The following is a 20204-nucleotide window of genomic DNA, read 5'->3' as shown; positions in this document are numbered from 1 at the left end:
TGCCATGACCGATCTCCCCGATTGGGCGCGGCAGCTCGACCTGTCGCCGCATCCGGAAGGCGGCTGGTACCGCGAGACCTGGCGCAGCGACCTGACCGTCCCCCAATCCGCGCTGCCCGCGCAGTATTCCGGCCCGCGCAGTGCCGGGACCGCGATCCTGTTCCTGCTGCTGCCCGGGCAGCAGTCCGCCTGGCACACCGTGCACAGCGCCGAGCTGTGGCTGTTCCATCGCGGCAGTCCGCTGCTACTGGAGGTCGGGGCGGAGCAGGCGACCGCGGACACCGTGCTGCTCGGGGCGGACGTCGCGGCGGGCGAACGGCCGCAGGCGCTGGTCCCGCCGGGGCACTGGCAGCGGGCACGCCCCCGTGACGACGAACCCACCCTGGTGAGCTGTGTGGTGGTGCCCGGCTTCGACTTCGCCGACTTCGCGCTGGTTGGTCAGTAGGGCACATGCAGGGGCACGTCATCGTCTGCGGCACCGACGCGCTGGCCAACCGGATCGCCGAGGGTCTGCAGGCGGCGGGCGCCACCGTCGTGACGATCCACGAACCCGCCGGCCTCAAGGCGGCCATCGTCACCAGCGCCGCCGCCATCGTCTGCGCCGGCGACGACGACGCCGTCAACCTCGAAATCGCGCTGCTGGCAAGGGAACTCAACCCCACAGTCCGGGTGGTGACCCGGCTGGCCAACAGCGTGCTGCGCGCCGCGGTGGCGCAGGACAACGGACCGGGCGCAGTTCTCGACGTCGCCGACCTGGCCGCGCCGTCGGTCGTCGAGGCCTGCCTGGCCCGCACGACCCACACCATCTCGGTGGCCGGCGTGGACTACGTCATCTCCGGCACCGACGCCCCGCGCGACGCCACACTGCGGGAGATGTTCGGTGACCTGGCGCCCGTCGCCGTCGTCCGCGGGGAGAACTCGGACGCGCCTGGCGAGGTGACGCCTTGTCCCGGTAGGGATTTCGAGGTGCGCGCCGGCGACTGGACCGCCATGATCGGCACCGCCGACGAACTCGCGGACGCCGGCATCACGGTGCCGCGTCCGCTGAGCAACCGAACCCACCGCCCATGGCCGCGCCGCGTAATCGACACGCTGCGCGTCCTGCGCGACGACATCAACCCCATCTTCTGGTGGGCCCTGGGCACGTCGATGTCGCTGCTGCTCGGGTCGACGGTGCTGCTGCGCTTCGCCTATCACAACCCGGCCGGCATGAGCTGGATCGATGCGCTGTACTTCTCGACCGAGACCATCGCGACGGTCGGCTACGGCGATTTCAGCTTCATGCATCAACCAACCTGGTTGCGGCTGTGGGGCATTGGGCTCATGTTCGCCGGCGTCACCACCACCGCGATCCTGGTCGCGTTCGTCGCCGACGCGCTGCTGTCCCGTCGGCTCGGCAACTCGTCGGGGCGCCGGCGGGTGCAGCACCTGCGCAACCACATCGTCGTGGTGGGCCTCGGCTCGTTCGGTATCCGGGTGGTCAGCGACCTGGTTGCGGCCGGCTACGACGTCGCCGTCATCGAACGGGACGAGACCAACCGGTTCCTGGCCCAGGCCGCCCAGCTGGATGTCCCGGTGATCTTCGGCGACGCGACCCTGCGCCAGACACTCGAGCTCGCCCGCCTGGACCGGGCGCGCGCCATCGCGGTGCTGACGCAGGACGACATGGTCAACATCGAGACCGGCATCGTGCTGCGCGAGATGCTCAGTCCCCGGGTGCTGCCGGAAATCGACCGGCCCGACGTCCCGCTGGTGCTGCGGATCTACGACCGCACCCTCGGAGCGGCGGTGGCGGGGCGCTTCGGCTTCGCGCACGTCCGGTCGACGGTCGAGCTGGCGGCCCCGTGGTTCGTCGGCGCGGCGATGGGGCTACAGGTCGTGGGCACCTTCTCGGTGGGCCAGCAGTCGTTCATGGTGGGCGGCGTCCACATCGACGCGGGCAGCGCGCTCGACGGGATGCGGATGGCGGAGGTGCCGACGCAGATTCGGGTCATCGCCATCGCGCGGGCGGGCACCACGCTGCCGCGACCGCGGCGCGACGCCCAACTGTGCGCCGGCGACACCGCGTATCTGGTCGGTCCGTACCGCGAACTGATCGAGACGCTGCTGACCGGTCAGCGGACGCCGTAGCGCCACGTCAGGCCGCGATCATCAGATCGATGGACAGCTGGTCGCAGATGGCGTGGGTGGTGGGCCAGTCACCGCGCTGCGTCGCGCGGGCCAGTTCCTCGGTCAATGGGCTCTGCACATCCAGTTCGGCGAGCCAGCCCGCGACCGTCGCCGCCAAGCGGTCCGCCGTGACGCCTACGGCGTGACGATCGTGGAGCTGGTCGACGATCTCGTAGGTCGGCCCATCGGTGATAGTCGCGGGGTGCTGGTGCCGCCAGTGGATGTTCATATCGGTAGGAGCACCGAGCGGGCCGGATCGGGACAGTTTTTTGGGCCGAAAATGAGCTTGTGTCCGAGAATCCGTGGGATTTTCGGACACAAGCTCAGGCTCGCCGGTCAGTCCTTCAGCGACGACAGGTTGAACGCCGCGCCCGTCGGGTCGGTGACGGCCGCCAGCCGGCCGTACGGGGTGTCTTCGGCGGCGCGCACCACGGAGCCGCCGTTGGCGGTGATCAGTTCGATGGTCTTGTCGACGTCGTCGCAGCCGAGGAAGACGTTCCACGTGGAACGGTCCAGACCGGGAATGACGGAGCCGTCCATGACGCCGATCAGCGGCTCGCCATCGAAGATGGCGTTGCTGTATCGGAACTCGGGGCTGTCGGCCTCGACCTGCAGCTCCCAGCCGAACACCGTCGTGTAGAACTCGGTGGCCTTGGCGAAGTCGGTCGTGGTCAGCTGGAACCACACCGGGGCGCCGGCCTCCTCGTACGCCTCGAAGCCCTGGTGCCCGGTCGGCTGCCACAGGCCGAAGAAGGCGCCCGTCGGGTCGGTCAGCATGGCCATCCAGCCCTTCTCGGGCACCTCCATGGCCGGGATGCAGTTGGTGGCGCCGGCGGCGACGGCAGCGTCGACGGTGGCCCGGATGTCAGCGGTGTGCAGGTACACGGTCCACGCGTCGGGGGCGTTCCACGCCGGGTCGCTCGCCATCATGCCGCCGACGTAGCGGCCGTCGCGCCGGGCGTTGATGTAGCCCCCGTAGTCGGGTCCCGGGTTTTCGTAGTCCCAGCCCAGCACGGTGCGGTAAAACGCCTGGGCGCCGGCCACATCCGAGGTGGCGAGGTCGATCCAGATGGGCGCGCCCAGTGGGGTCGCGGTACGAGTGGCCATGGTGTTCTCCCTAGACGAATGACTGGGTGGTCACCGATACAGACAAGCACCCCGCCGAAAACTCATCGCGGCGGCGTCGACAAGAAAGCCGACATGAAAAAGGTGGCGAGAATTCGAGAATTCTCGCCACCTTCGTCTGACGGGCCTACACCGACGCGAACAGCGCCTTGAACTTCTCCAGTGACTGGTGGATGTCGGACCGCAGTGCAGCCGCCACCACCATGCCGATGGGGCCGAACAGGGCCGGGCCACCGAGGTGGATGTCGAACGCCACGTTCGAACCGTCGCCGGCCGGCGTGATCTTGGCCATCAACTTGACCCTGACGCCACCCTTACCGACGCCGTTGAGGGTCAACGATCCCGGCGGGTTGTAGTGCACGATGGTCCAGTCGACCCGGTTCAGCATGCCCTTGACCTCGACGACGGACGAGATCTGCGTGCCCTTCCCCAGGGTCTCGGGCAACGGGCTGCGCCACATCCGGTGGATGGACAGCCAGTCGTCATACCGGGAGAGGTCCGACGCTGCCTCCCAGGCCTTTTCGGGCGACAGCGGTACTTCGATGGAACTTGCGAGTTTTGCCATGACTACTGCTGTTCTTGCGTCCCCTCGGCAGGAGCCTCAGCAGCAGGCTGGTCTCCTGCGACGGCCTTCTTCGCCGCTTCCTGGGCGCTGTCGACAGCGCCCTTGAACTTGCCTTCGGTCTTCTCGTCGACGATGTCGCCGACCTTCTCGATAGCGGCCTCGACCTTGTCGGCGTTCTGCGCCGCCAGGTCCTTCACCTTGTCCAGAAATCCCATGATTCCCACCCTATCTATTGCCGGATTGTCCGGTGAACGTGCTCATTCTTCATTGCTCTTCGGTTCGCCACAACCGTCGCGGCTCGCCCAGCCAGCGGCCCTGCAGCCACCACAACACCTCGATCGCACCGGCGCCCACCAGCCCGATTCCGACGGCCGCCGAGGTCAGCGCCAGGTTCGACGGGTCGAGCATGAACTGTTGCTGCGCCCAGGGAATCGAAAAAATCACCACATATGCCAACGCCGACGCGGCGACCAGCGCGACACGCCACCACTGGTACGGCCGTGCCACCACCGCCAGCACCCACACCGCCGACACCAGCAGCGTGATCAGCGCCGCGGTGGACGCCTGGTTCTGCTCGACCGCGTCCGCGTACTTCCCGTGATAGGCCAGCAGGTAGGAGGCGAACGTCGCGGCACCCACCACCAGGCCCGACGGCAGCGCGGCCGTCATCACCCGGCGCACGAAACCATGGTGTGCGCGTTCATTGTTCGGCGCCAGCGACAGGATGAACGCCGGAATGCCGATGGTGAACCACGCCGCGATGGTGACGTGAATGGGCTGGAACGGATACAGCACGGGCTCGGTGCCGAAGAACCTGGCGGACAGACCCGCCAGGCCCACCAGAACCGCCAACAGCACCGAGTAGACCGTCTTGGTGAGGAACAGGTTCGAGACGCGCTCGATGTTGCCGATCACCCGGCGGCCCTCCCCCACCACATACGGCAGGGTGGCGAACTTGTTGTCCAGCAACACGATCTGCGCGACGGCCCGCGTCGCCGAGCTGCCCGATCCCATCGCGACACCGATGTCGGCGTCCTTGAGGGCCAGCACGTCGTTGACGCCGTCGCCGGTCATCGCGACGGTGTGGCCACGCGACTGCAGGGCATGCACCATGGCGCGCTTCTGGTCCGGCCGGACCCGGCCGAACGTGGTGTATTCACTGACGGTTTCGGCCAACTGTTCCGGATCGTCCGGGAGCCGACGGGCGTCGAGGGTCTCGCCGTCCAGCCCCAGCGAACCGGCCACCGCACCCACCGACACCGCGTTGTCGCCCGAGATCACCTTGACCGAGACATGTTGCTGCGCAAAGTAGTCCAGCGTTTCACCGGCATCGGGACGGACACGCTGCTCCAGTGTCACCAGCGCCGCGGGAGTGACGGCACCGGGCGCGTCGGGGGCGTCGACGGAGCGGTCCGAGGAGCCGAGCAGCAACACCCGCAGGCCCTGCGCGCCGATCTGTTCGGCCTGCTCGGCTTCGGGGGAACCGGCCTCGAGCAGGACGTCGGGCGCGCCGAGCACCCAGTTGCCGTGCTCGCCGTAGGACACCCCGCTCCATTTGGTCGCCGATTTGAACGGCGCGCTGGCGGTCTGCGTCCAGCCCGGCGGCAGCTTGTACGCCTCGGCGATGGCGGCCATGCTGGCGTTGGGCCGTACGTCGTCGGCCGCCATCTGCGCGAGTACCGACGCGGCGTCGTCCGTGGTGAAGGTGCTGAGATCGCTTACCCGCATACCGTTTTCGGTCAGGGTCCCGGTCTTGTCGGCGCACACCACGTCGACGCGGGCCAGACCTTCGATGGCCGGCAGCTCCTGCACCAGGCACTGCCGCCGGCCCAGGCGGACCACGCCGACGGCGAACGCCAGCGACGTCATCAGCACCAGGCCTTCGGGCACCATCGGCACCAGGGCGCCGACCGTCCGCAGCACCGACTCCTTCCAGCCCACGCCCGTGACGGTGAACAGCTGGGTGTAGATGATGAGCGCCCCAGCCGGCCAGAGCAGGTAGGTGATGAACCGCAGAATGGTGTTGATACCGCTGCGCAGCTCGGACTTGACGAGAGTGAATTTGCTTGCCTCGGCGGCCAATTGGGCTGCGTATGCCGCGCGTCCGACCTTCGTGGCGCGGTAGGAACCGCTACCGGCGACGACGAAGCTGCCCGACATGACGGTGTCGCCGGTGCCCTTGTCGATGGCGTCGGCCTCACCGGTGAGCAGTGACTCGTCGACCTCGAGGTTGGCCGCTTCCAGCACGACGCCGTCGACCACGATCTGGTCGCCCGGGCCGAGCTCGATGACGTCGTCGAGCACCACCTCGCCCGCGGGTCGTTCCTGGGTACCGGACTGCCTGCGTACCAACGGTTTTGCCTGCCCGACGATGGCCAGCCGGTCGAGGGTCTGCTTGGCCCGCAGCTCCTGGATGATGCCGATGGCGCTGTTGGCGACGATCAGCAACCCGAACAGCCCGTTGATGACCGAGCCCGTCGCCAGGACGATCAGGAACAGCGTGCCGAGAATCGCGTTGATTCGCGTGAAGACGTTGGCGCGGATGATCTCCGAGACACTGCGGGCCGCCCGCGTCGGGACGTCGTTGGTCTGGCCGGCGGCGACGCGCTGGGCGACGTCGGCATCCGACAGACCGGCGAGATCCGTCGTGACGCTGCGTTCCGGATCGTCGACAGTCACCCGTCATCCCCCTTTTACGTCGGGATTTGTGCACGAAAATCCGCGGCAGGCGCGGAAAATCGTGCACAAATCGCTATTGAGACGGCCGCCACCACTCATCAAGGCCCGGCAACCGCGCCGGCTCCACCCGTTGGCCCGGCATCGGGACGGCCACGTCCACCGATTCGTCACGGGCGGCGATGATCATCCGCTCGACCGGCTCGGACCACGGGTGTGGCGCCAGGCGGAACGTCGCCCAGTGGATCGGCACCAGCAGGCCGCTGTCGGTCACGTCGCGATGCGCCCGCACCGCGAACTCGGGATTCATGTGGATGTCCGGCCAGCCCGGGTGGTACGCGCCGATGGGCATGAGGGTCAGGTCGAACGGCCCGTGGTCGGCGCCGATGTCCCCGAAGCTCTTGGTGTAGCCGGTGTCGCCGCCGAAGAACGCCCGGTGCTGCGGGCCGATCAACGCCCACGACGCCCACAGCGTGGTGTTGCGCGTCAGGAACCGTCCCGAGAAGTGCCGGGCCGGGGTGCAGACCAGGGTCAGCTCGCCGAGCGTGGCGCTCTGGTTCCAGTCGAGTTCGACGATGCGCGCGGCCGGGATGCCCCAGAACCGCAGATGCGCGCCGATCCCCAGCGGCACGAAGAACTTGGCCCGCTGCATGCCGGCCAGTTGTGTGACGGTGTCGATGTCGAGGTGGTCGTAGTGGTCGTGGCTGATGATCACCGCGTCGACGGCCGGCAGTGCCTCCAGCGGCGCCGGCACCTCGTGGAGCCGCTGCGGACCCACCCGGCGCGACGGCGAGCAGCGTCGGCTCCACACCGGGTCCGCCAGCACGCGGTAGCCGTCGATCTCGATCAGCGCCGAGGAGTGCCCGTACCAGGTAACCGCGAGGTCCCCGGCGGGGAGCCCGGGATCGGGCACCACCAGCGGGATGGGCATCGGCGGACGCTGGACCGCGCTGCTGGTCAGCAGTTCACGGACCAGGCCGGCCTGCTGTTCGCGCGTCAGCTCGGTACCGGACGGCGGCTCGAGGTTGACGAACACGCCGTCGTGATAATTGGGCGAATCGGCGGCCACCGCGTTGATGTCCGCGGGGCCGGCGCCGAGTGCGGCCGGCGTGCCGTTGAGCGCCCGCAAGACCCAGCCACCGGCTGCCAGCGCCGCCGTTCCCCACATCAGCCGCAGTGCCCGTCGTAGCATCAGGCGCCCTGGAACCGCGGCGCCCGCTTCTCGAACCGGGCCACCTGCGCCTCGATCACATCCGGGCTGGCCCAGGCCTTGTTGAACATGCGGGTGTGTTCGCCGCGCACGTTGTCGTAGGCACCGTCGTCGTTCAGCACGCGCTTGGAGTGCGCCAGCGACAGCGGCGCGTAGCCGGCGATCTCGGCGGCCCAGGCCTGGGCGTCGGCCAGCGTGCCGGTGCGGTTGACCATGCCGGTCTGCAGCGCGGTCTCCAGTTCGAGACGCTCGGCGGCGAGCAGCATGGCGCGGGCGCGGCCGTGGCCGACCAGGGACGTCAGCCGGCGGATGCTCCAGTTGTCCAGGGCCAGACCGTATTTGGCGATGGGGAACTGGAAGAACACGCCCGGCGCGGCAACCCGCAGGTCGCAGATCATGGCGAGAATGACGCCGGCGCCGATCGCAGGGCCGTTGAGCGCCGCGATGATCGGGATCGGGCTCGCGTCGATCGCCAGGTTCAGGGCCAGGGCCTTGTCCGGCAGTTCCTTGGCCACGCCCTCGGCATCGGACAGGTCGGCGCCCGCGCTGAACACGGTGCCCTGCCCGGTCAGCACGATCGCGCGGGTATCCGACGGCGAGGCCTTCTCGATTTCTTCGCGGACGCCGTCGACGAGCGCGGCGTTCAGCGCGTTGCGCCGCTCCGGGCGCTGCATTTCCAGGGTCAGGACATTGCCGTCCCGCGTCACTCCGATCATTGGGCCAGCCTATGCGGTGCCACGATCGAGCGCCGAGCCGCGTTGCGGAGTGCCGCCGGTGTTCAGGTGCGACGATGGGGCGCGTGCCGCCCACTGCGCCCGAACAACCCAGGGCGAATCAGTTCGCTCATCTGTTGACGCTCGTCGCGGCCAACGCGATTCCCGCGGTCGGCTGGTTCACGCAGGAGTGGTCCGCGGCGACGACGTTGATCGTCTACTGGTTCGAGACCGTCGCCGGGTTGCTGTTCATCTACGCCCGCGGCGTCCTGCAGCAGCGGTGGAACCCGCGCCGCGGCCATTTCCGGTACGAAGCGCCGCAGTCGAAGGGGCCCGTGCGGACGCGAGGAGCAATCGAGTCACGAGCCAAGCCCGGTTCCTTCATCAAGGGGTTCTTCTTCATCAACGCGGTGTTCTGTGCGGCGCACGGCGTCTTCATCGCCGTGATCCTGTTGATCCTCACGCACAACGGGAACGCCGAGCTGGTGGGCCTCGACTGGCGCAGCGCGGGCATCGGCTGCCTGCAGATGCTCGTCATCGTCGCGGTCGATTTCCTCGTGGATGTGCCGTACCTGCGGCGCTGGTCGTTCGGTCTGCTCGAGCAGACCGCCAACCGCAGCTTCGGGCGGGTCGGCGTGGTGCATCTCGCGCTGATCTTCGGCATCTTCGCCGCCGCGGTGACCAACTCACCGGCCCGCATGTTCGGGGTGTTCGTCGTGCTGAAGACGCTGTACTCCCTGGCCTCGGCACTGCCGATGTACGAGCCGGCCACCCCGCCGAAGTGGCTGAGCGGGGCGATGAACCGGATCCGGCGCGAGCCCGAGGGACAGCGGTTCGAAGACATGTGGGTGAAGGATCAGGCCGCCGAGGTCAGGCGCCGGACACGAAACGACGAAGTGTGGACCGGGGCCGGACGGTAGCCGACTAGCCTGACCCGGGTGAGTCGGACCGGAGCCCGTCAGTTCTTCGACGCCATCCTCGACGACGGATCGTTCCGCAGCTGGGACGGACCGCCCCTGGAGGTGGCCGTCACCGACGATTACCGCGCCGAACTGGCCGACGCGACGCTGCGCACCGGACTGGACGAGTCCGTCCTGACCGGCGAGGGCACCGTCTCCGGCCGGCGGGTGGCCGTGGTGGCCTGCGAATTCGACTTTCTGGCCGGCTCGATCGGGGTGGCCGCGGCCGAGCGGATCACCGCTTCCGTGCAGCGCGCGACGGCGCTCGGATTGCCGCTGATCGCCTCGCCGTCGTCGGGTGGGACGCGCATGCAGGAAGGCACCGTCGCGTTCCTGCAGATGGTGAAGATCGCCGCGGCCGTCGAGCTGCACAAGAAAGCGCACCTGCCGTACCTGGTGTATCTACGGCACCCGACGACCGGCGGGGTGTTCGCGTCCTGGGGATCGCTCGGGCACCTCACCGCCGCCGAGCCGGGCGCGCTCGTCGGGTTCCTCGGGCCGCGGGTGTACGAGCACCTCTACGGCGAGCCGTTCCCCGAAGGGGTGCAGACCGCCGAACACCTCTTCGCCCACGGTGTCATCGACAGCGTCGTGCCGCTCGAGAAGCTGCGCGGTGTCGTCAATCGCGTGCTGACGGTGGTCGCCGACCCGCCCGACCCAGGGATTTGTGCACGAAAATCCGCGGTGGGCGCGGAAAATCGTGCACAAATCCCTGAGGTGCCGGCGTGGGAGTCGGTGGCGGCGTCGCGGCGCGCGGACCGGCCCGGCGTGGACTACCTGCTGGCGCACGGGGCCACGGACCGGGTGCTGTTGTCCGGGACCGGGCGCGGCGAATCGGGGACGACGCTGCTGGCGCTGGCCCGGTTCGGCGGGCAGCCCGCCGTGGTGGTCGGTCAGCGTCGCGTGATCGGCGGCCTCGTCGGGCCGCGCGCGCTGCGGGAGGCCCGCCGCGGCATGGCGCTGGCGGCCGGCTTGCAACTGCCGCTGGTGCTCGTGATCGACACCGCCGGCCCCGCACTGTCGCAGCAGGCCGAGGAGGACGGGCTCGCCGGGGAGATCGCGCTGTGCCTCGCCGAACTCGTCACGCTCGATACGCCGACGGTGTCGGTGCTGCTGGGTCAGGGCAGCGGTGGCCCGGCGCTGGCGATGGTGCCGGCCGACCGGGTGCTGGCCGCCCAGCACGGCTGGCTGGCTCCGCTGCCACCGGAAGGCGCCAGCGCCATCGTCTACCGCGACGTCGACCATGCCCCGGAACTTGCTGCCGCCCAAGGGGTTCGGTCGGCCGATCTGCTCAAGACCGGCATCGTCGACGTCATCGTGTCCGAGGAAGTCGACGCCGCCGACGACCCGGCCGGGTTCACGGAGCGGATGTCTGCCGCCATCGCCGCCGAACTGCATGCGCTGCACACCGTGCCCGCGGCCCAGCGGCTCGGGGTGCGGCTGCAGCGCTACCGGCGGATCGGCGTCCCCGACAGCTGATCAGGCCTCGTCGAGATAGCGCTGCAGCGTCGGTGCGAGCCAGTGGACGAGGTCGTCGTCACTCATCGCGACGATGGGTGGCAGCTTCAGCACGAAGCGGCACATCGCCATGCCGAGCACCTGCGTGGCGATCAGCCCGGCGCAGCGTGCGGGATCGGTGGGCCTGAGCCGCGCAATGGCGGGGCGCAACTGGTCGGCGAAGATGCTCTGCATGCGCTGCGCCGCATCGGCATTCGTGGTCGAGGAGCGCAGCAGCACGATCAGTCCCTCGTCCTGCGTCCAGCGGTCGAGGAAATGCGCGACCAGCGCGGCCCCGAGTTCGGTCTTCGGGACGTTGGACAGGTCGGGGAAGCGCAGGTCGAATTCGGCTGCGGCGGCGAACAATTGGTCCTTGTTGCCGAAGTACCGCATCACCATCGACGGGTCGATGTGCGCGTCGGCGGCGATGGCCCTGATGGTCGCCGCCTGGTAACCGGTCGTGGCGAACCGCTCCCGGGCGGCGGCCAGGATCACGGCCTTGGTCTCTTCTGACGATCTGCGCATGCCAACAACTGTATGCCAACACATGTTGACTTCGGTGCCGAAACGCGTAACCATGGTTATGCCAACAACTGTTGGCATACGCGGAAGGAGACGCAGATGACCGACACCGATGTCCTGATCGTCGGAGCAGGCCCCACCGGACTGGCCCTTGCCGCCGCGCTGCAGGCCCGCGGTGTCGACGCCCTGGTGGTCGACCGCCTGGCCGCGGGCGCCAACACGTCACGCGCCGCAGTGGTGAACGCCCGCACGCTGGAGGTGCTCGAAGAACTGGCCGTCTCCGAACGCCTGGTTGAGCTGGGCATTCCGGCTCCGCGGTTCACCATCCGCGATGGCCACCGGACCCTGATCCCGGTCGACTTCAGCACGCTGCCGACCCGCTACCCCTACAGCCTGATGGTGCCGCAGTGCACCACCGAGCAGGTGCTGCTCGACCGCCTGGCCGAGCTCGGCGGCAAGGTGATCCGGCCGAAGACGCTGACCGGCGTGACGCAGGACGCCCGCGGCGTCACGGCGCAGTTCGAGGACGGCGACGTCATCCGGGCGCGGTACCTCGTCGGCGCCGACGGCATGCACAGCGTCGTGCGGGAGCAGGCTGGAATCGGGTTCAGCGGCGGGCAGTACGGGCAGTCGTTCGCCCTGGCCGACGTCCGCCTCAGCGGCGACGTCACCGACGACGAGGTGATCCTGTTCTGGGCGTCCACCGGGCTGACGGTCGTCGCGCCGCTACCCGGCGGCACGTACCGGATCGTGGCGCCCGTCGACTCGGCGCCCGAGGAACCGTCGGTCGCCTTCGTCCAGAACCTGCTCGACACCCGCGCCTTCGGGCCCGGCCGGGTGACGGTGACCGGCGTCGAGTGGGGCTCCCGGTTCCGGGTGCACCACCGGGTCGCCGACAGCTACCGGGCCGGCCGGGTACTGCTCGCCGGCGACGCCGCCCACGTCCACAGCCCCGCCGGCGGCCAGGGCATGAACCTGGGTATCCAGGACGCGCTCGCGTTGAGTGCAGCCCTGGCAACTGCTTTGGCGACGGGACGCGACGCGGTACTCGACGACTACAGCGCGGCCCGACGCCCCCTGGCGCAGCAAGTCGTGACGCTGACCGACCGCCTGACCCGGCTGGCCACCTTGCCCGCACCGGTCCGCCCCATCCGGAACCTGGCGATCGGGCTGGCGGGCCGCGTTCCTGCCGTGCGAAATCAGTTGGCGTGGCGGCTTTCCGGGCTCTCCAACCGCTGAGCGGTCCCCGACAGCGGAAAGCCGGGCCTGGTCTTCGGGGGTGACCAGGCCCGGCAGCTCATTTCCCGCTCAGCCGTTGCAGCAGTGCGACTTCTTCGGTGACGGCGGCACATTCAGCGCCGGATTGCGATCGAAGAAGCTGACCGGCTTGAGCTTGAATCCGGCGTAGTCCACCGGCATCACGGGCCAGTCCTCGGGCCGCGGGAAGTGCGTCAGCCCGAAGGTGTGCCACACCACGATGTCCTCGCCCTCGATGTTGCGGTCCTGCGCGACGTACGACGGCAAGCCGGCATCGCCCGGGTGCTGGTTGACGAACTGACCGGCCGGATACCGCTCTGCCGGATCGTATTTCGTCACCCACAGGTGCTTGGTCGCGAAGGCCGCGCGCTTGGCGATGGAGCTCGACGGATCGGCCAGCAAGGTGGGCTGCCCCTCGGGATGCAGCGCATAGCCGACGTTCTGGCCCAGCCGGTTCTGCTTGGTCGGGTTCGTGATGTGCCAGACCCGGGCCTTGAGGTTGTCGGCGGTGCGCATGGCTTCGAGCTCGTGCGTCAGCTTGGTCTTCTGCGGGCGGAAGGCGTTGCCCCACGGGTTCTCCGGTCCCATCGGGACACCGACGGCGTCCACTTCCTCGACAGTGTTGGTCAGTCCGTCGACCGCCATGTCCAACCGTGCCGAGAACATGTGCTGATGGAACGGCGCGCCCAGGCCCGGCGCCATCTCGGTGGAAAAGCCCTCCGGCCCACGGTAAGCCGATGCGAACACGATGCCGGTGGCCTTGGCCTCCAACTCGATGGTGCCGTCGAGGTAGAGGTACCAGTAGAAGCCGTAGTCGTAGTTGCCGATGGTCAGAAAGAACGAGATCACCAGACGCCGCGACCGCCGGACCTCGGCCATGCCGTTGAACATGTCGGTGTGCTTCCACAGCACGCCGTAGTCCTCCTCATGCAGGCAGATCGCGTTCTTCATCAGCTTGGGCTCGCCGTTCTCGTCGGCGATGGTGACGTCGAAGTACTTGATCTCGCCGAGGCAGTCGCAGCCCAGTTCGAGGGCATTGGTGTACCGGCCGAACAGGTACTCCCCCTGGTCGAAGTAGTTCTGCCAGTAGCGGACCGGTGACGGATCGGCATACGGCACCACCATCTCGGCGATGGACGCGCGGTACACCACCGGCCGCCCGTCGATCGACAGCTGGTGCAGCGTCAGGCCCTCACGCACATCGAAGCCGAAGCGGAAAGACCAATCGGCCCAAGTGATCTGGTTGCCGTCGACGGTGAAGCTCGCGCCCTCGGGCTGGGTGATCTCGATGGGCTTGAGGTCGGTGCGGGCCGGGACGGCATGCGGCGCGGCATCCCACTCGCCGCGTTCGGTGGGCAGCGGCAGCTCGATCTCGTCGATCACCTTGACGACCTTGCGGCCCGTGAGGTCCACGTAGGCGACGACGCCGTCGATCGGGTGCGCCCACGGCAGGTCGGCGGCGTCGTACTGGTAGAACGCCAGCACCCGGACGATGCGCCGGCCGACCTCGTCCTCGTGACCGAAGACGCCGGCCGACAGCGGAACCGCCCGCACGTCAGCCGGATTCAGCTTGCGTTTGGTCATGGCCTCGATCCATTCGGGACAGTCGAGCAGGAACGCCTCGATGTCCTCGAACTCCTGGTCCAGGATCGGCACATGGCCGTCGCAGGTGCTGTCGATCGCCACCTCACTGACGACGCGGCCCTCGGTCACCGACACCACCAGATCGGAGCCCTGGCCGGTGGCGCGGTCCAGCAGCAGCACCCGGGCGCGGCGGTCCATGGCGGCACCGGGGCGGAAGGCCAGCACCTCGCTCTTGTGCGGCTCCTCCAGTGCGACGAACACGAAGCGGACGCTGTCACCGAGCAGGCCGTGCGCGTCGACGATGCGGCGTGCGGCGCGGATCTCGTCGGCGCTCAGCGGGGTGAGCGGGTGGTCCGGAACTGTGGTCACCTGCGGTTCAATAGTGGCAGTCATCGTGCGATCTCCTTTGCGATATCAGGGTTTTCGTTCTGTTGAGCTCCGGCGTGCGGTCGCATCACCGCGACCGCGATGCCGCCGGCGAAGGCACCGACCAGCAGGACGCCGATGATCGCGGCCAAGGTTCCGGAACCACCGACCAGCAGCGGCAGGTTGACCGCGGTCATCACCGACAGCACTGCCAGACCGGCGAAGCCGAGGCTCGGCGCGATCACGGTGTGCCACGGCCGGGTGTCGAGTCGGGTGCGGCGGAAGTAGACGACGACGGCCGCGGATGTCAGGGTCATCAGCACGACGATCCCCACCGACGCGGCGCCCACGAACCACGTGAACACCTGGGTCACCGGGTCCAGGCCGGCCAGGACCGAGGCCGCGACCAGCACCAGCGCCGAGAGGGTCTGGGCGAACGAGGCGACGTGCGGGGAATCGTGCCGCGGGTGGGAGCGGCCGCAGCGCCCGGGCAGTGCCCGGCTGTTGCCGAGCGAGAAGATGTAGCGGGCCAGCACATTGTGGAAGGACAGCAGCGCCGCGAAAAGGCTGGTGATCAAGAAGATCTGGACCAGGTCGCCGGCCACCGCACCGACGTAGTGGGTCGCGGTCTCGGTGAGCATGGTCGCGGGATTCTTCGTCGCCTCGTCGACCGCGCCGGCGTCACCCCACGCGCTGACGAGCGCCCAGCTGCTGAGCGCGTAGAAGCCACCGATCAGCAGCAGCGCGGCGTACGTCGCCCGCGGGATGGTCCGCACCGGGTCACGGGCCTCGTCGCGGAACACCGCCGTCGCCTCGAAACCGATGTAGCCGGCCAGCGCGAAGATCAGGGCGATGCCCGGCGCCCCGGAGAAGAAGTTGCCCGAGTGCAGCACGGCCGTCGAAAGCCCTTGTGCGCCGCCATGTCCGATGACCGCGGCGTTGATCACCAGCACGATGCCGACCTCGCAGACCAGGAGGACACCGAGCACCTTGCCCGACAGCTCGATGTGCCGGTAACCCAGGAATCCGGTGACCGCCATCATCAGCAGCGCGTAGAGATACCACGGCACGACGGGTCCGCCGTGGGCGGTGACGAGCTCGTTGATGGACGCACCGATGTAGCCGTACACCCCGACCTGGACCGCGGTGTAGGAGAGCAGCGCCAGGAACGCGGCACCGAGCCCGGCATGCCGGCCGAAGCCGTGCGCGATGTAGGTGTAGAACGCGCCGGCGCCCGAGATGTGGCGGGCCATGGCGGTGAACCCGACCGCGAACAGCAGCAGCACCGCGGTGCAGACGACGTACGAACCCGGGTAGGCCGCCCCGTTGCCGGCGGCGATGCCGATCGGGAAGGTGCCGGCGACGACGGTCAGCGGAGCGGCGGCGGCGACGACCATGAACACGATCGCCACCGGGCCGAGCCGGCCCGTCAATCGATTGGGCTGAGCACCGGTGCTTCGACCGGCATCGAGAACTGCGTCAGTTGTCATGACAGCACCTTCGCTGGAATTGAATGTAAATTGGTTGCGGTGCGGTAAGGCTTGAGTGAGTTCAAATGAGAATTGCCGAATGGGCGAATTCTCATTTGGCACCCGAATTCACAGCGCGATGTTGATGGCCTTCGTCTGGGTGTATTCGGCAATGGCGCCCTCACCGAGTTCACGGCCCCAGCCCGATTGTTTGTAGCCGCCGAACGGCAGCGCCGTATCGAACGCGTTGTGGCAGTTGACCCACACCGTGCCGGCCTTGATCTGCTGCGCCACCCGGTGCGCGGTCGAGACGTCGCGCGTCCACACGCTGGCGGCCAGCCCGTAGGGGGTGTCGTTGGCGGCTTCGCGCACGCCGCGGTCGCGGTTGAAGGGCACGGCCACGGCGACCGGCCCGAAGATCTCCTCCTGGTAGACGTTGAAGTCGCGGTGCACGTCGACCAGCAGCGTGGGCTGCACGTAGAAGCCGCTCTCGCCGTGCCGGCCGCCGCCGGCCAGGGCCCGTGCGCCCTGCGCGATGCCGTCGTCGAGGTAGCCGGTGACCTTGGTGAGCTGCTCGCGCGAGACCAGCGGGCCGATGTCGTTGGTGGGGTCCAGCCCGGGCCCGATCCGCAGGCCGGCCGCGTGCTCGGCGACGCCCTGGGTGAACTCGTCGAAGATGGCGTCCTCGACCAGCAGCCGGGTGCCGGCCGTGCAGGTCTGGCCGTGGTTGAACAGGAAGCCGCCGGCCACGCCGGGAATCGCGGCTTCGAGATCGGCGTCGGCGAACACCACCTGCGGGCTCTTGCCGCCCAGTTCCAGCGAGACCTTCTTGAGGTTGCCCGAGGCGGCGTTGACGATCTTCTTGCCCACCTCGGTGGAGCCGGTGAAGGCCACCTTGTCGACGCCGTCGTGTGCCGAGAGTGCCGCGCCGACGTCACCGAAGCCGGTCAGCAGGTTGAACACCCCGGCCGGGACGCCGGCCTCGGCGATGACCTCGGCAAGCAGCACCGCGGTCAGCGGGGTCTGCTCGGCGGGCTTGAGGATGACGGTGTTCCCGCAGGCCAGGGCCGGTGCGACTTTGAACGCGGCCATGACCAGCGGGAAGTTCCATGGGGTGATCTGGGCGCAGACGCCGACGGGCTCACGCAGCGTGAAGGCGTGGAACTTGGCGCCCGGCGCCCACGGCACCGATACCGGCACGGTGCGGCCCTCGATCTTGGTGGCCCAGCCGGCGTAGTAGTAGAAGATCTCCGCGGCCCAGGTGACATCGACGGCTTTCGCGACGGCGACGGACTTGCCGTTGTCGATGCTCTCGAGTTCGGCGAACTGATCGGCCCGGGCCGTGATGCCCTCGGCGATGCGCCAGATCATGCGCTGCCGCTCGGCGGGCGTCATGGTCGGCCACGGGCCGTCCTCGAAAGCCCGGCGTGCCGCCCGCACTGCCCGCTCGACGTCTTCGGCGTCGCTGTGCGGGACCGTCGTGATGACCTGCTCGGTGGCGGGGTCGACGGTGTCGAACCGCCGGCCGGACGCCGATTCGACCCACTGTCCGTCGACGTACATCTGCTGCGGACGGGAAATGAAATCGGCGGTCCGCGGGTCCAGATAGGTACTGAGCGTGGCTGTCATGGAAATCATGTTTACGCACTGATGTGGTGCGCGTCACCACTAATTCCGAATGGGTATTTCGCGAATTCGGATTCTCATTTGAAATGGCTCCGGCATTCTCATTCGGGCCGCTCGATAATCGCAGTTCGTGTCGATTTCCGGACCCGCTGTCGGCCGCACCGAGGCCGGCCGGGCCTCCGATTCTCATTTGAAGATTTTCGATGTTTACCCGACAACGCTGCCGAGGTCGGCGGCCATCGGCTACCTTCCGACAAATGGGCCCCACCCGAACCATCCGGAGCCGCTCGCCGGTCGCCGGGCTTCAGCGCGCGCAGCTGACGTTCACCCAGGTTCTCGGGCAGTCGGTGTCGGCGGTGGCGCCGTCGGCCGTGATGGTCACGCTGCCCGCGCTGGTCCTGCCGGCGGCCGGCCACACCACGATCGCGGTGTTCATCCTGACCGCGCTCATGATGACCGCGGTCGGGTACTGCATCACGCAGTTCTCCACGCGCATGGTCGCGGTGAGCGGGCTGTACAGCTACACCGTCAAGGGCCTCGGCCCGGTTCCCGGTGTCGCGGCGGGCTGGTCGCTGGTCGTCGGCTACGCCGCGGCCGCGATGGCGAGCGCGCTCGGCGCGGCCGGCTACCTGGCGACGCTCTTGGGCCGCGTCGGGGTGCCGGCAGGCAAACCCGTCATCGCCGGCCTGACCGTACTGGTCGGCGCCGCGGCACTGATCCTCATGGTGCGGGGCATCAGGCTGTCGGCGCGCATCTCGCTCGCCGTCGAGCTGTTCGCGATCGTGGTCGCCGGGGTGGTGTTGATGATCGCCTTCGGCGGGGCCGTGACCGGTAGCTCCGCATCACCGAAAGCCGTTGCGGATGCGCCACATTCCGCGCTGGGGTTCGCGCTGCTGCTCGCGATCACCTCGTACGTGGGCTTCGAGAGCGCCAGTACCGTGGCCCGCGAGGCGCAGCGCCCGTTCGTCACCGTCAGCCGGGCCATCCGTTGGACGCCGCTGGCCCTGGGGGCGCTGTACACGTTCGCCGCCGTCCTGCAGACCACCGGCACGATCCAGACCCGCACCGGGTCGACACCCATCGTGCTCTCCCTCCCCGACTCGGCCGACACCTTGGCCGGCGCGCTGTCCGTCGCGATGGAAGTCGGCATCACCGCGTCCTGGATCGCATGCGTGATCGGCTCCACCACCGCGCTGTCCCGGACGCTGTTCGCGATGGGACGCGAGGGCCTGCTGCCGGACGCCCTCGGCCACGCTCACCCGCGCTATCGCACCCCGCACGTCGCGCTCACCGTCGCGATGCCGGTGATCGTCGCGGTGCCGGTCGCCTATCTGTTCGCCGCAGAGTCCAGCCGTGACGTCCTCGTCGGGCTGCTGGCGGTGTCGGCCCACGGCTACATCGTGGCGTATCTGCTGGTGTGTCTGGCCACTCCGGCATTTCTGCGCCGGATCGGCGAGCTCACCACCGTGCCACTGGTCGTCGGACTGGCCACCGCCGCCACCATGATCGCGATCATCGTCTGGGCCGCGCTGACCGTGGCATCGCCGGTGTGGATCGCCACCGCCGTCTACTCCGCGCTGCTGGCACTGGGTTTGGCGGCATTCCTGGCCCGCCGCCGCCAGATTCCCGATCTCGCCGAACGGGTCGGGGTGTTCGACGAAACGGTCGCCGGTGACGTCTTCGCCGACTACAACCCGTGGGAGGTGCGCCGGTGAGCCCCGCCGACGGTGCGCTGTCGGGTCGCCAGCCCAAGGCCGTCCAGAGCGCCCTTCAGGTGCTCGAGGCCGTGGCGCTGGCGGGCACCGGGGTCACCGCGAAAGACATCGCCGAGCACCTGTCCATGCCGTCGGCCACCACCTACCGGCTGCTGAATCTCCTTGTCGCCGACGGCTACATCGTTCGGCTGCCGGACCTGTCGGGGTTCGCGCTGGGCCCGCGGATGGGCCTGCTGATCGATGCCGCGGTCTCCCCCACCGTGTGCACCAAGGCCCGCGAGACGCTGGCCGAGCTGCGGCTGTCGGTGCGCTTCGGGGTGCACCTGTTCTACTTCACGAACACCTCGGTGCGCCTCGCCGACGCCGACGGCGAATACCCGCCGCCCGCAGACGAATCGGTGCTCAACCGGCACCTGCACGCCAGTGCCGTCGGCAAGCTGCTGCTCGCGGAGAAGCACGATGCCGAGACGCTGCTCGCCCTCAACCCGGCGACGCTCACCGACCGCACCATCACCTCGAAATCCGCTCTGGCCGAACAGCTCGCCGAGGTCCGGGAGCGCGGCTACGCCGTCCAGACCGGGGAGCTGCGGGCCGATTCGGCGTGTGTCGCGGTGCCGGTCCGGTCGACCACCGCCACCTTGGTGGCCGCGGTGGCCATGTCGGGACGGGCCGAGCAGGAGCAGCTCCTGCGGAAGCAGATTCCGGTGTTGCAGGACTGCGCAACCCAATTGGCGCCGCTGCTGGCGTGAGG

18 protein-coding genes are annotated in these 20204 nt (G+C 68.7%); 7 read left to right on the top strand and 11 right to left on the bottom strand.

Annotated features, from left to right (window positions below; translation table 11 throughout):
* Window positions 1-4: 4 nt before the first annotated feature.
* Both VXD91_RS04840 and VXD91_RS04835 read left to right on the top strand, forming a co-directional pair.
* Complete coding sequence (locus tag VXD91_RS04840; protein ID WP_346414802.1) at window positions 5-445, top strand: cupin domain-containing protein; 441 nt, start codon at window positions 5-7, stop codon at window positions 443-445.
* 5 nt (window positions 446-450) lie between these two features.
* Entirely contained in the window at window positions 451-2130 is a 1680-nt protein-coding gene (locus tag VXD91_RS04835; protein WP_346414801.1) for an NAD-binding protein, read from the top strand.
* Between the two features lie 7 nt (window positions 2131-2137).
* On the opposite strand, the gene VXD91_RS04830 is transcribed toward VXD91_RS04835, so the two are convergent.
* The 7 genes from VXD91_RS04830 to VXD91_RS04800 form a co-directional block, all read right to left on the bottom strand.
* Complete coding sequence (locus tag VXD91_RS04830; protein ID WP_212813138.1) at window positions 2138-2398, bottom strand: hypothetical protein; 261 nt, start codon at window positions 2396-2398, stop codon at window positions 2138-2140.
* Window positions 2399-2505: 107 nt separating this feature from the next.
* Window positions 2506-3276 (bottom strand): VOC family protein, encoded by a 771-nt coding sequence (locus VXD91_RS04825; RefSeq protein WP_318986759.1) that lies wholly within the window; start codon window positions 3274-3276, stop codon window positions 2506-2508.
* Between the two features lie 145 nt (window positions 3277-3421).
* Window positions 3422-3859, bottom strand: coding sequence for an SRPBCC family protein (locus VXD91_RS04820; RefSeq protein WP_212813148.1), 438 nt, complete (start codon window positions 3857-3859; stop codon window positions 3422-3424).
* Window positions 3860-3861: 2 nt separating this feature from the next.
* Window positions 3862-4074 carry an antitoxin gene (locus VXD91_RS04815; RefSeq protein WP_212813150.1) on the bottom strand — a complete coding sequence of 71 codons (213 nt, stop codon included), beginning with the start codon at window positions 4072-4074 and terminating at the stop codon, window positions 3862-3864.
* Window positions 4075-4123: 49 nt separating this feature from the next.
* On the bottom strand, window positions 4124-6538 hold the full coding sequence (locus VXD91_RS04810; RefSeq protein ID WP_318986760.1) for an HAD-IC family P-type ATPase: 2415 nt from the start codon (window positions 6536-6538) through the stop codon (window positions 4124-4126).
* Between the two features lie 73 nt (window positions 6539-6611).
* Entirely contained in the window at window positions 6612-7727 is a 1116-nt protein-coding gene (locus VXD91_RS04805; RefSeq protein WP_318986761.1) for an MBL fold metallo-hydrolase, read from the bottom strand.
* Window positions 7727-8461, bottom strand: coding sequence for an enoyl-CoA hydratase (locus VXD91_RS04800; RefSeq protein WP_226520662.1), 735 nt, complete (start codon window positions 8459-8461; stop codon window positions 7727-7729). Before VXD91_RS04800 ends, VXD91_RS04805 begins: the two co-directional genes overlap by 1 nt.
* A 74-nt stretch (window positions 8462-8535) precedes the next feature.
* Here VXD91_RS04800 and VXD91_RS04795 point away from each other — a divergent pair, with 74 nt between their 5' ends.
* Window positions 8536-9378, top strand: coding sequence for a DUF6498-containing protein (locus VXD91_RS04795; RefSeq protein WP_346414800.1), 843 nt, complete (start codon window positions 8536-8538; stop codon window positions 9376-9378).
* Window positions 9379-9396: 18 nt separating this feature from the next.
* Window positions 9397-10896: a carboxyl transferase domain-containing protein gene (locus VXD91_RS04790; RefSeq protein ID WP_346414799.1), complete on the top strand. Its 1500-nt coding sequence runs from the start codon at window positions 9397-9399 to the stop codon at window positions 10894-10896.
* Here VXD91_RS04790 and VXD91_RS04785 read toward each other — a convergent pair whose 3' ends face one another.
* The gene (locus VXD91_RS04785; RefSeq protein ID WP_346414798.1) at window positions 10897-11439 is read right to left on the bottom strand and encodes a TetR family transcriptional regulator; all 543 of its coding nucleotides are present in this window, start codon (window positions 11437-11439) and stop codon (window positions 10897-10899) included.
* Window positions 11440-11535: 96 nt separating this feature from the next.
* Between VXD91_RS04785 and VXD91_RS04780 the strand changes: the two genes are divergently transcribed.
* The gene (locus VXD91_RS04780; RefSeq protein ID WP_346414797.1) at window positions 11536-12675 is read left to right on the top strand and encodes an FAD-dependent monooxygenase; all 1140 of its coding nucleotides are present in this window, start codon (window positions 11536-11538) and stop codon (window positions 12673-12675) included.
* A 69-nt stretch (window positions 12676-12744) separates the two neighbouring features.
* Here VXD91_RS04780 and VXD91_RS04775 read toward each other — a convergent pair whose 3' ends face one another.
* The 3 genes from VXD91_RS04775 to VXD91_RS04765 form a co-directional block, all read right to left on the bottom strand.
* Complete coding sequence (locus tag VXD91_RS04775) at window positions 12745-14670, bottom strand: primary-amine oxidase (RefSeq protein WP_346414796.1); 1926 nt, start codon at window positions 14668-14670, stop codon at window positions 12745-12747.
* A complete protein-coding gene (locus VXD91_RS04770; RefSeq protein WP_346414795.1) occupies window positions 14667-16133 on the bottom strand; it encodes an APC family permease in 1467 nt (488 codons plus the stop codon). Before VXD91_RS04770 ends, VXD91_RS04775 begins: the two co-directional genes overlap by 4 nt.
* 108 nt (window positions 16134-16241) lie before the next feature.
* Window positions 16242-17741 (bottom strand): aldehyde dehydrogenase family protein, encoded by a 1500-nt coding sequence (locus tag VXD91_RS04765; protein ID WP_346414794.1) that lies wholly within the window; start codon window positions 17739-17741, stop codon window positions 16242-16244.
* Window positions 17742-17995: 254 nt separating this feature from the next.
* On the opposite strand from VXD91_RS04765, the gene VXD91_RS04760 reads away from it, so the two are divergent.
* On the top strand, window positions 17996-19453 hold the full coding sequence (locus VXD91_RS04760) for an APC family permease (RefSeq protein ID WP_346414793.1): 1458 nt from the start codon (window positions 17996-17998) through the stop codon (window positions 19451-19453).
* Window positions 19450-20202, top strand: coding sequence for an IclR family transcriptional regulator C-terminal domain-containing protein (locus VXD91_RS04755; RefSeq protein ID WP_226520654.1), 753 nt, complete (start codon window positions 19450-19452; stop codon window positions 20200-20202). The genes VXD91_RS04760 and VXD91_RS04755 overlap by 4 nt, the downstream gene beginning before the upstream one ends.
* The last annotated feature ends 2 nt before the right edge of the window (window positions 20203-20204 follow it).

This window comes from Mycobacterium sp. SM3041, assembly GCF_039668335.1.
In the GTDB taxonomy this organism is placed as follows: domain Bacteria; phylum Actinomycetota; class Actinomycetes; order Mycobacteriales; family Mycobacteriaceae; genus Mycobacterium.
This window is presented reverse-complemented; position numbering and strand designations above follow the sequence as displayed.

What these genes read in the sequence shown, in the direction of transcription:
- VXD91_RS04840 (WP_346414802.1), top strand. Translation starts at nt 5, where the DNA reads ATGACCGATCTCCCCGATTGGGCGCGGCAGCTCGACCTGTCGCCGCAT.
- VXD91_RS04835 (WP_346414801.1), top strand. Translation starts at nt 451, where the DNA reads ATGCAGGGGCACGTCATCGTCTGCGGCACCGACGCGCTGGCCAACCGG.
- VXD91_RS04830 (WP_212813138.1), bottom strand. Translation starts at nt 2,398, where the DNA reads ATGAACATCCACTGGCGGCACCAGCACCCCGCGACTATCACCGATGGG.
- VXD91_RS04825 (WP_318986759.1), bottom strand. Translation starts at nt 3,276, where the DNA reads ATGGCCACTCGTACCGCGACCCCACTGGGCGCGCCCATCTGGATCGAC.
- VXD91_RS04820 (WP_212813148.1), bottom strand. Translation starts at nt 3,859, where the DNA reads ATGGCAAAACTCGCAAGTTCCATCGAAGTACCGCTGTCGCCCGAAAAG.
- VXD91_RS04815 (WP_212813150.1), bottom strand. Translation starts at nt 4,074, where the DNA reads ATGGGATTTCTGGACAAGGTGAAGGACCTGGCGGCGCAGAACGCCGAC.
- VXD91_RS04805 (WP_318986761.1), bottom strand. Translation starts at nt 7,727, where the DNA reads ATGCTACGACGGGCACTGCGGCTGATGTGGGGAACGGCGGCGCTGGCA.
- VXD91_RS04800 (WP_226520662.1), bottom strand. Translation starts at nt 8,461, where the DNA reads ATGATCGGAGTGACGCGGGACGGCAATGTCCTGACCCTGGAAATGCAG.
- VXD91_RS04795 (WP_346414800.1), top strand. Translation starts at nt 8,536, where the DNA reads ATGGGGCGCGTGCCGCCCACTGCGCCCGAACAACCCAGGGCGAATCAG.
- VXD91_RS04785 (WP_346414798.1), bottom strand. Translation starts at nt 11,439, where the DNA reads ATGCGCAGATCGTCAGAAGAGACCAAGGCCGTGATCCTGGCCGCCGCC.
- VXD91_RS04780 (WP_346414797.1), top strand. Translation starts at nt 11,536, where the DNA reads ATGACCGACACCGATGTCCTGATCGTCGGAGCAGGCCCCACCGGACTG.
- VXD91_RS04775 (WP_346414796.1), bottom strand. Translation starts at nt 14,670, where the DNA reads ATGACTGCCACTATTGAACCGCAGGTGACCACAGTTCCGGACCACCCG.
- VXD91_RS04770 (WP_346414795.1), bottom strand. Translation starts at nt 16,133, where the DNA reads ATGACAACTGACGCAGTTCTCGATGCCGGTCGAAGCACCGGTGCTCAG.
- VXD91_RS04765 (WP_346414794.1), bottom strand. Translation starts at nt 17,741, where the DNA reads ATGACAGCCACGCTCAGTACCTATCTGGACCCGCGGACCGCCGATTTC.
- VXD91_RS04760 (WP_346414793.1), top strand. Translation starts at nt 17,996, where the DNA reads ATGGGCCCCACCCGAACCATCCGGAGCCGCTCGCCGGTCGCCGGGCTT.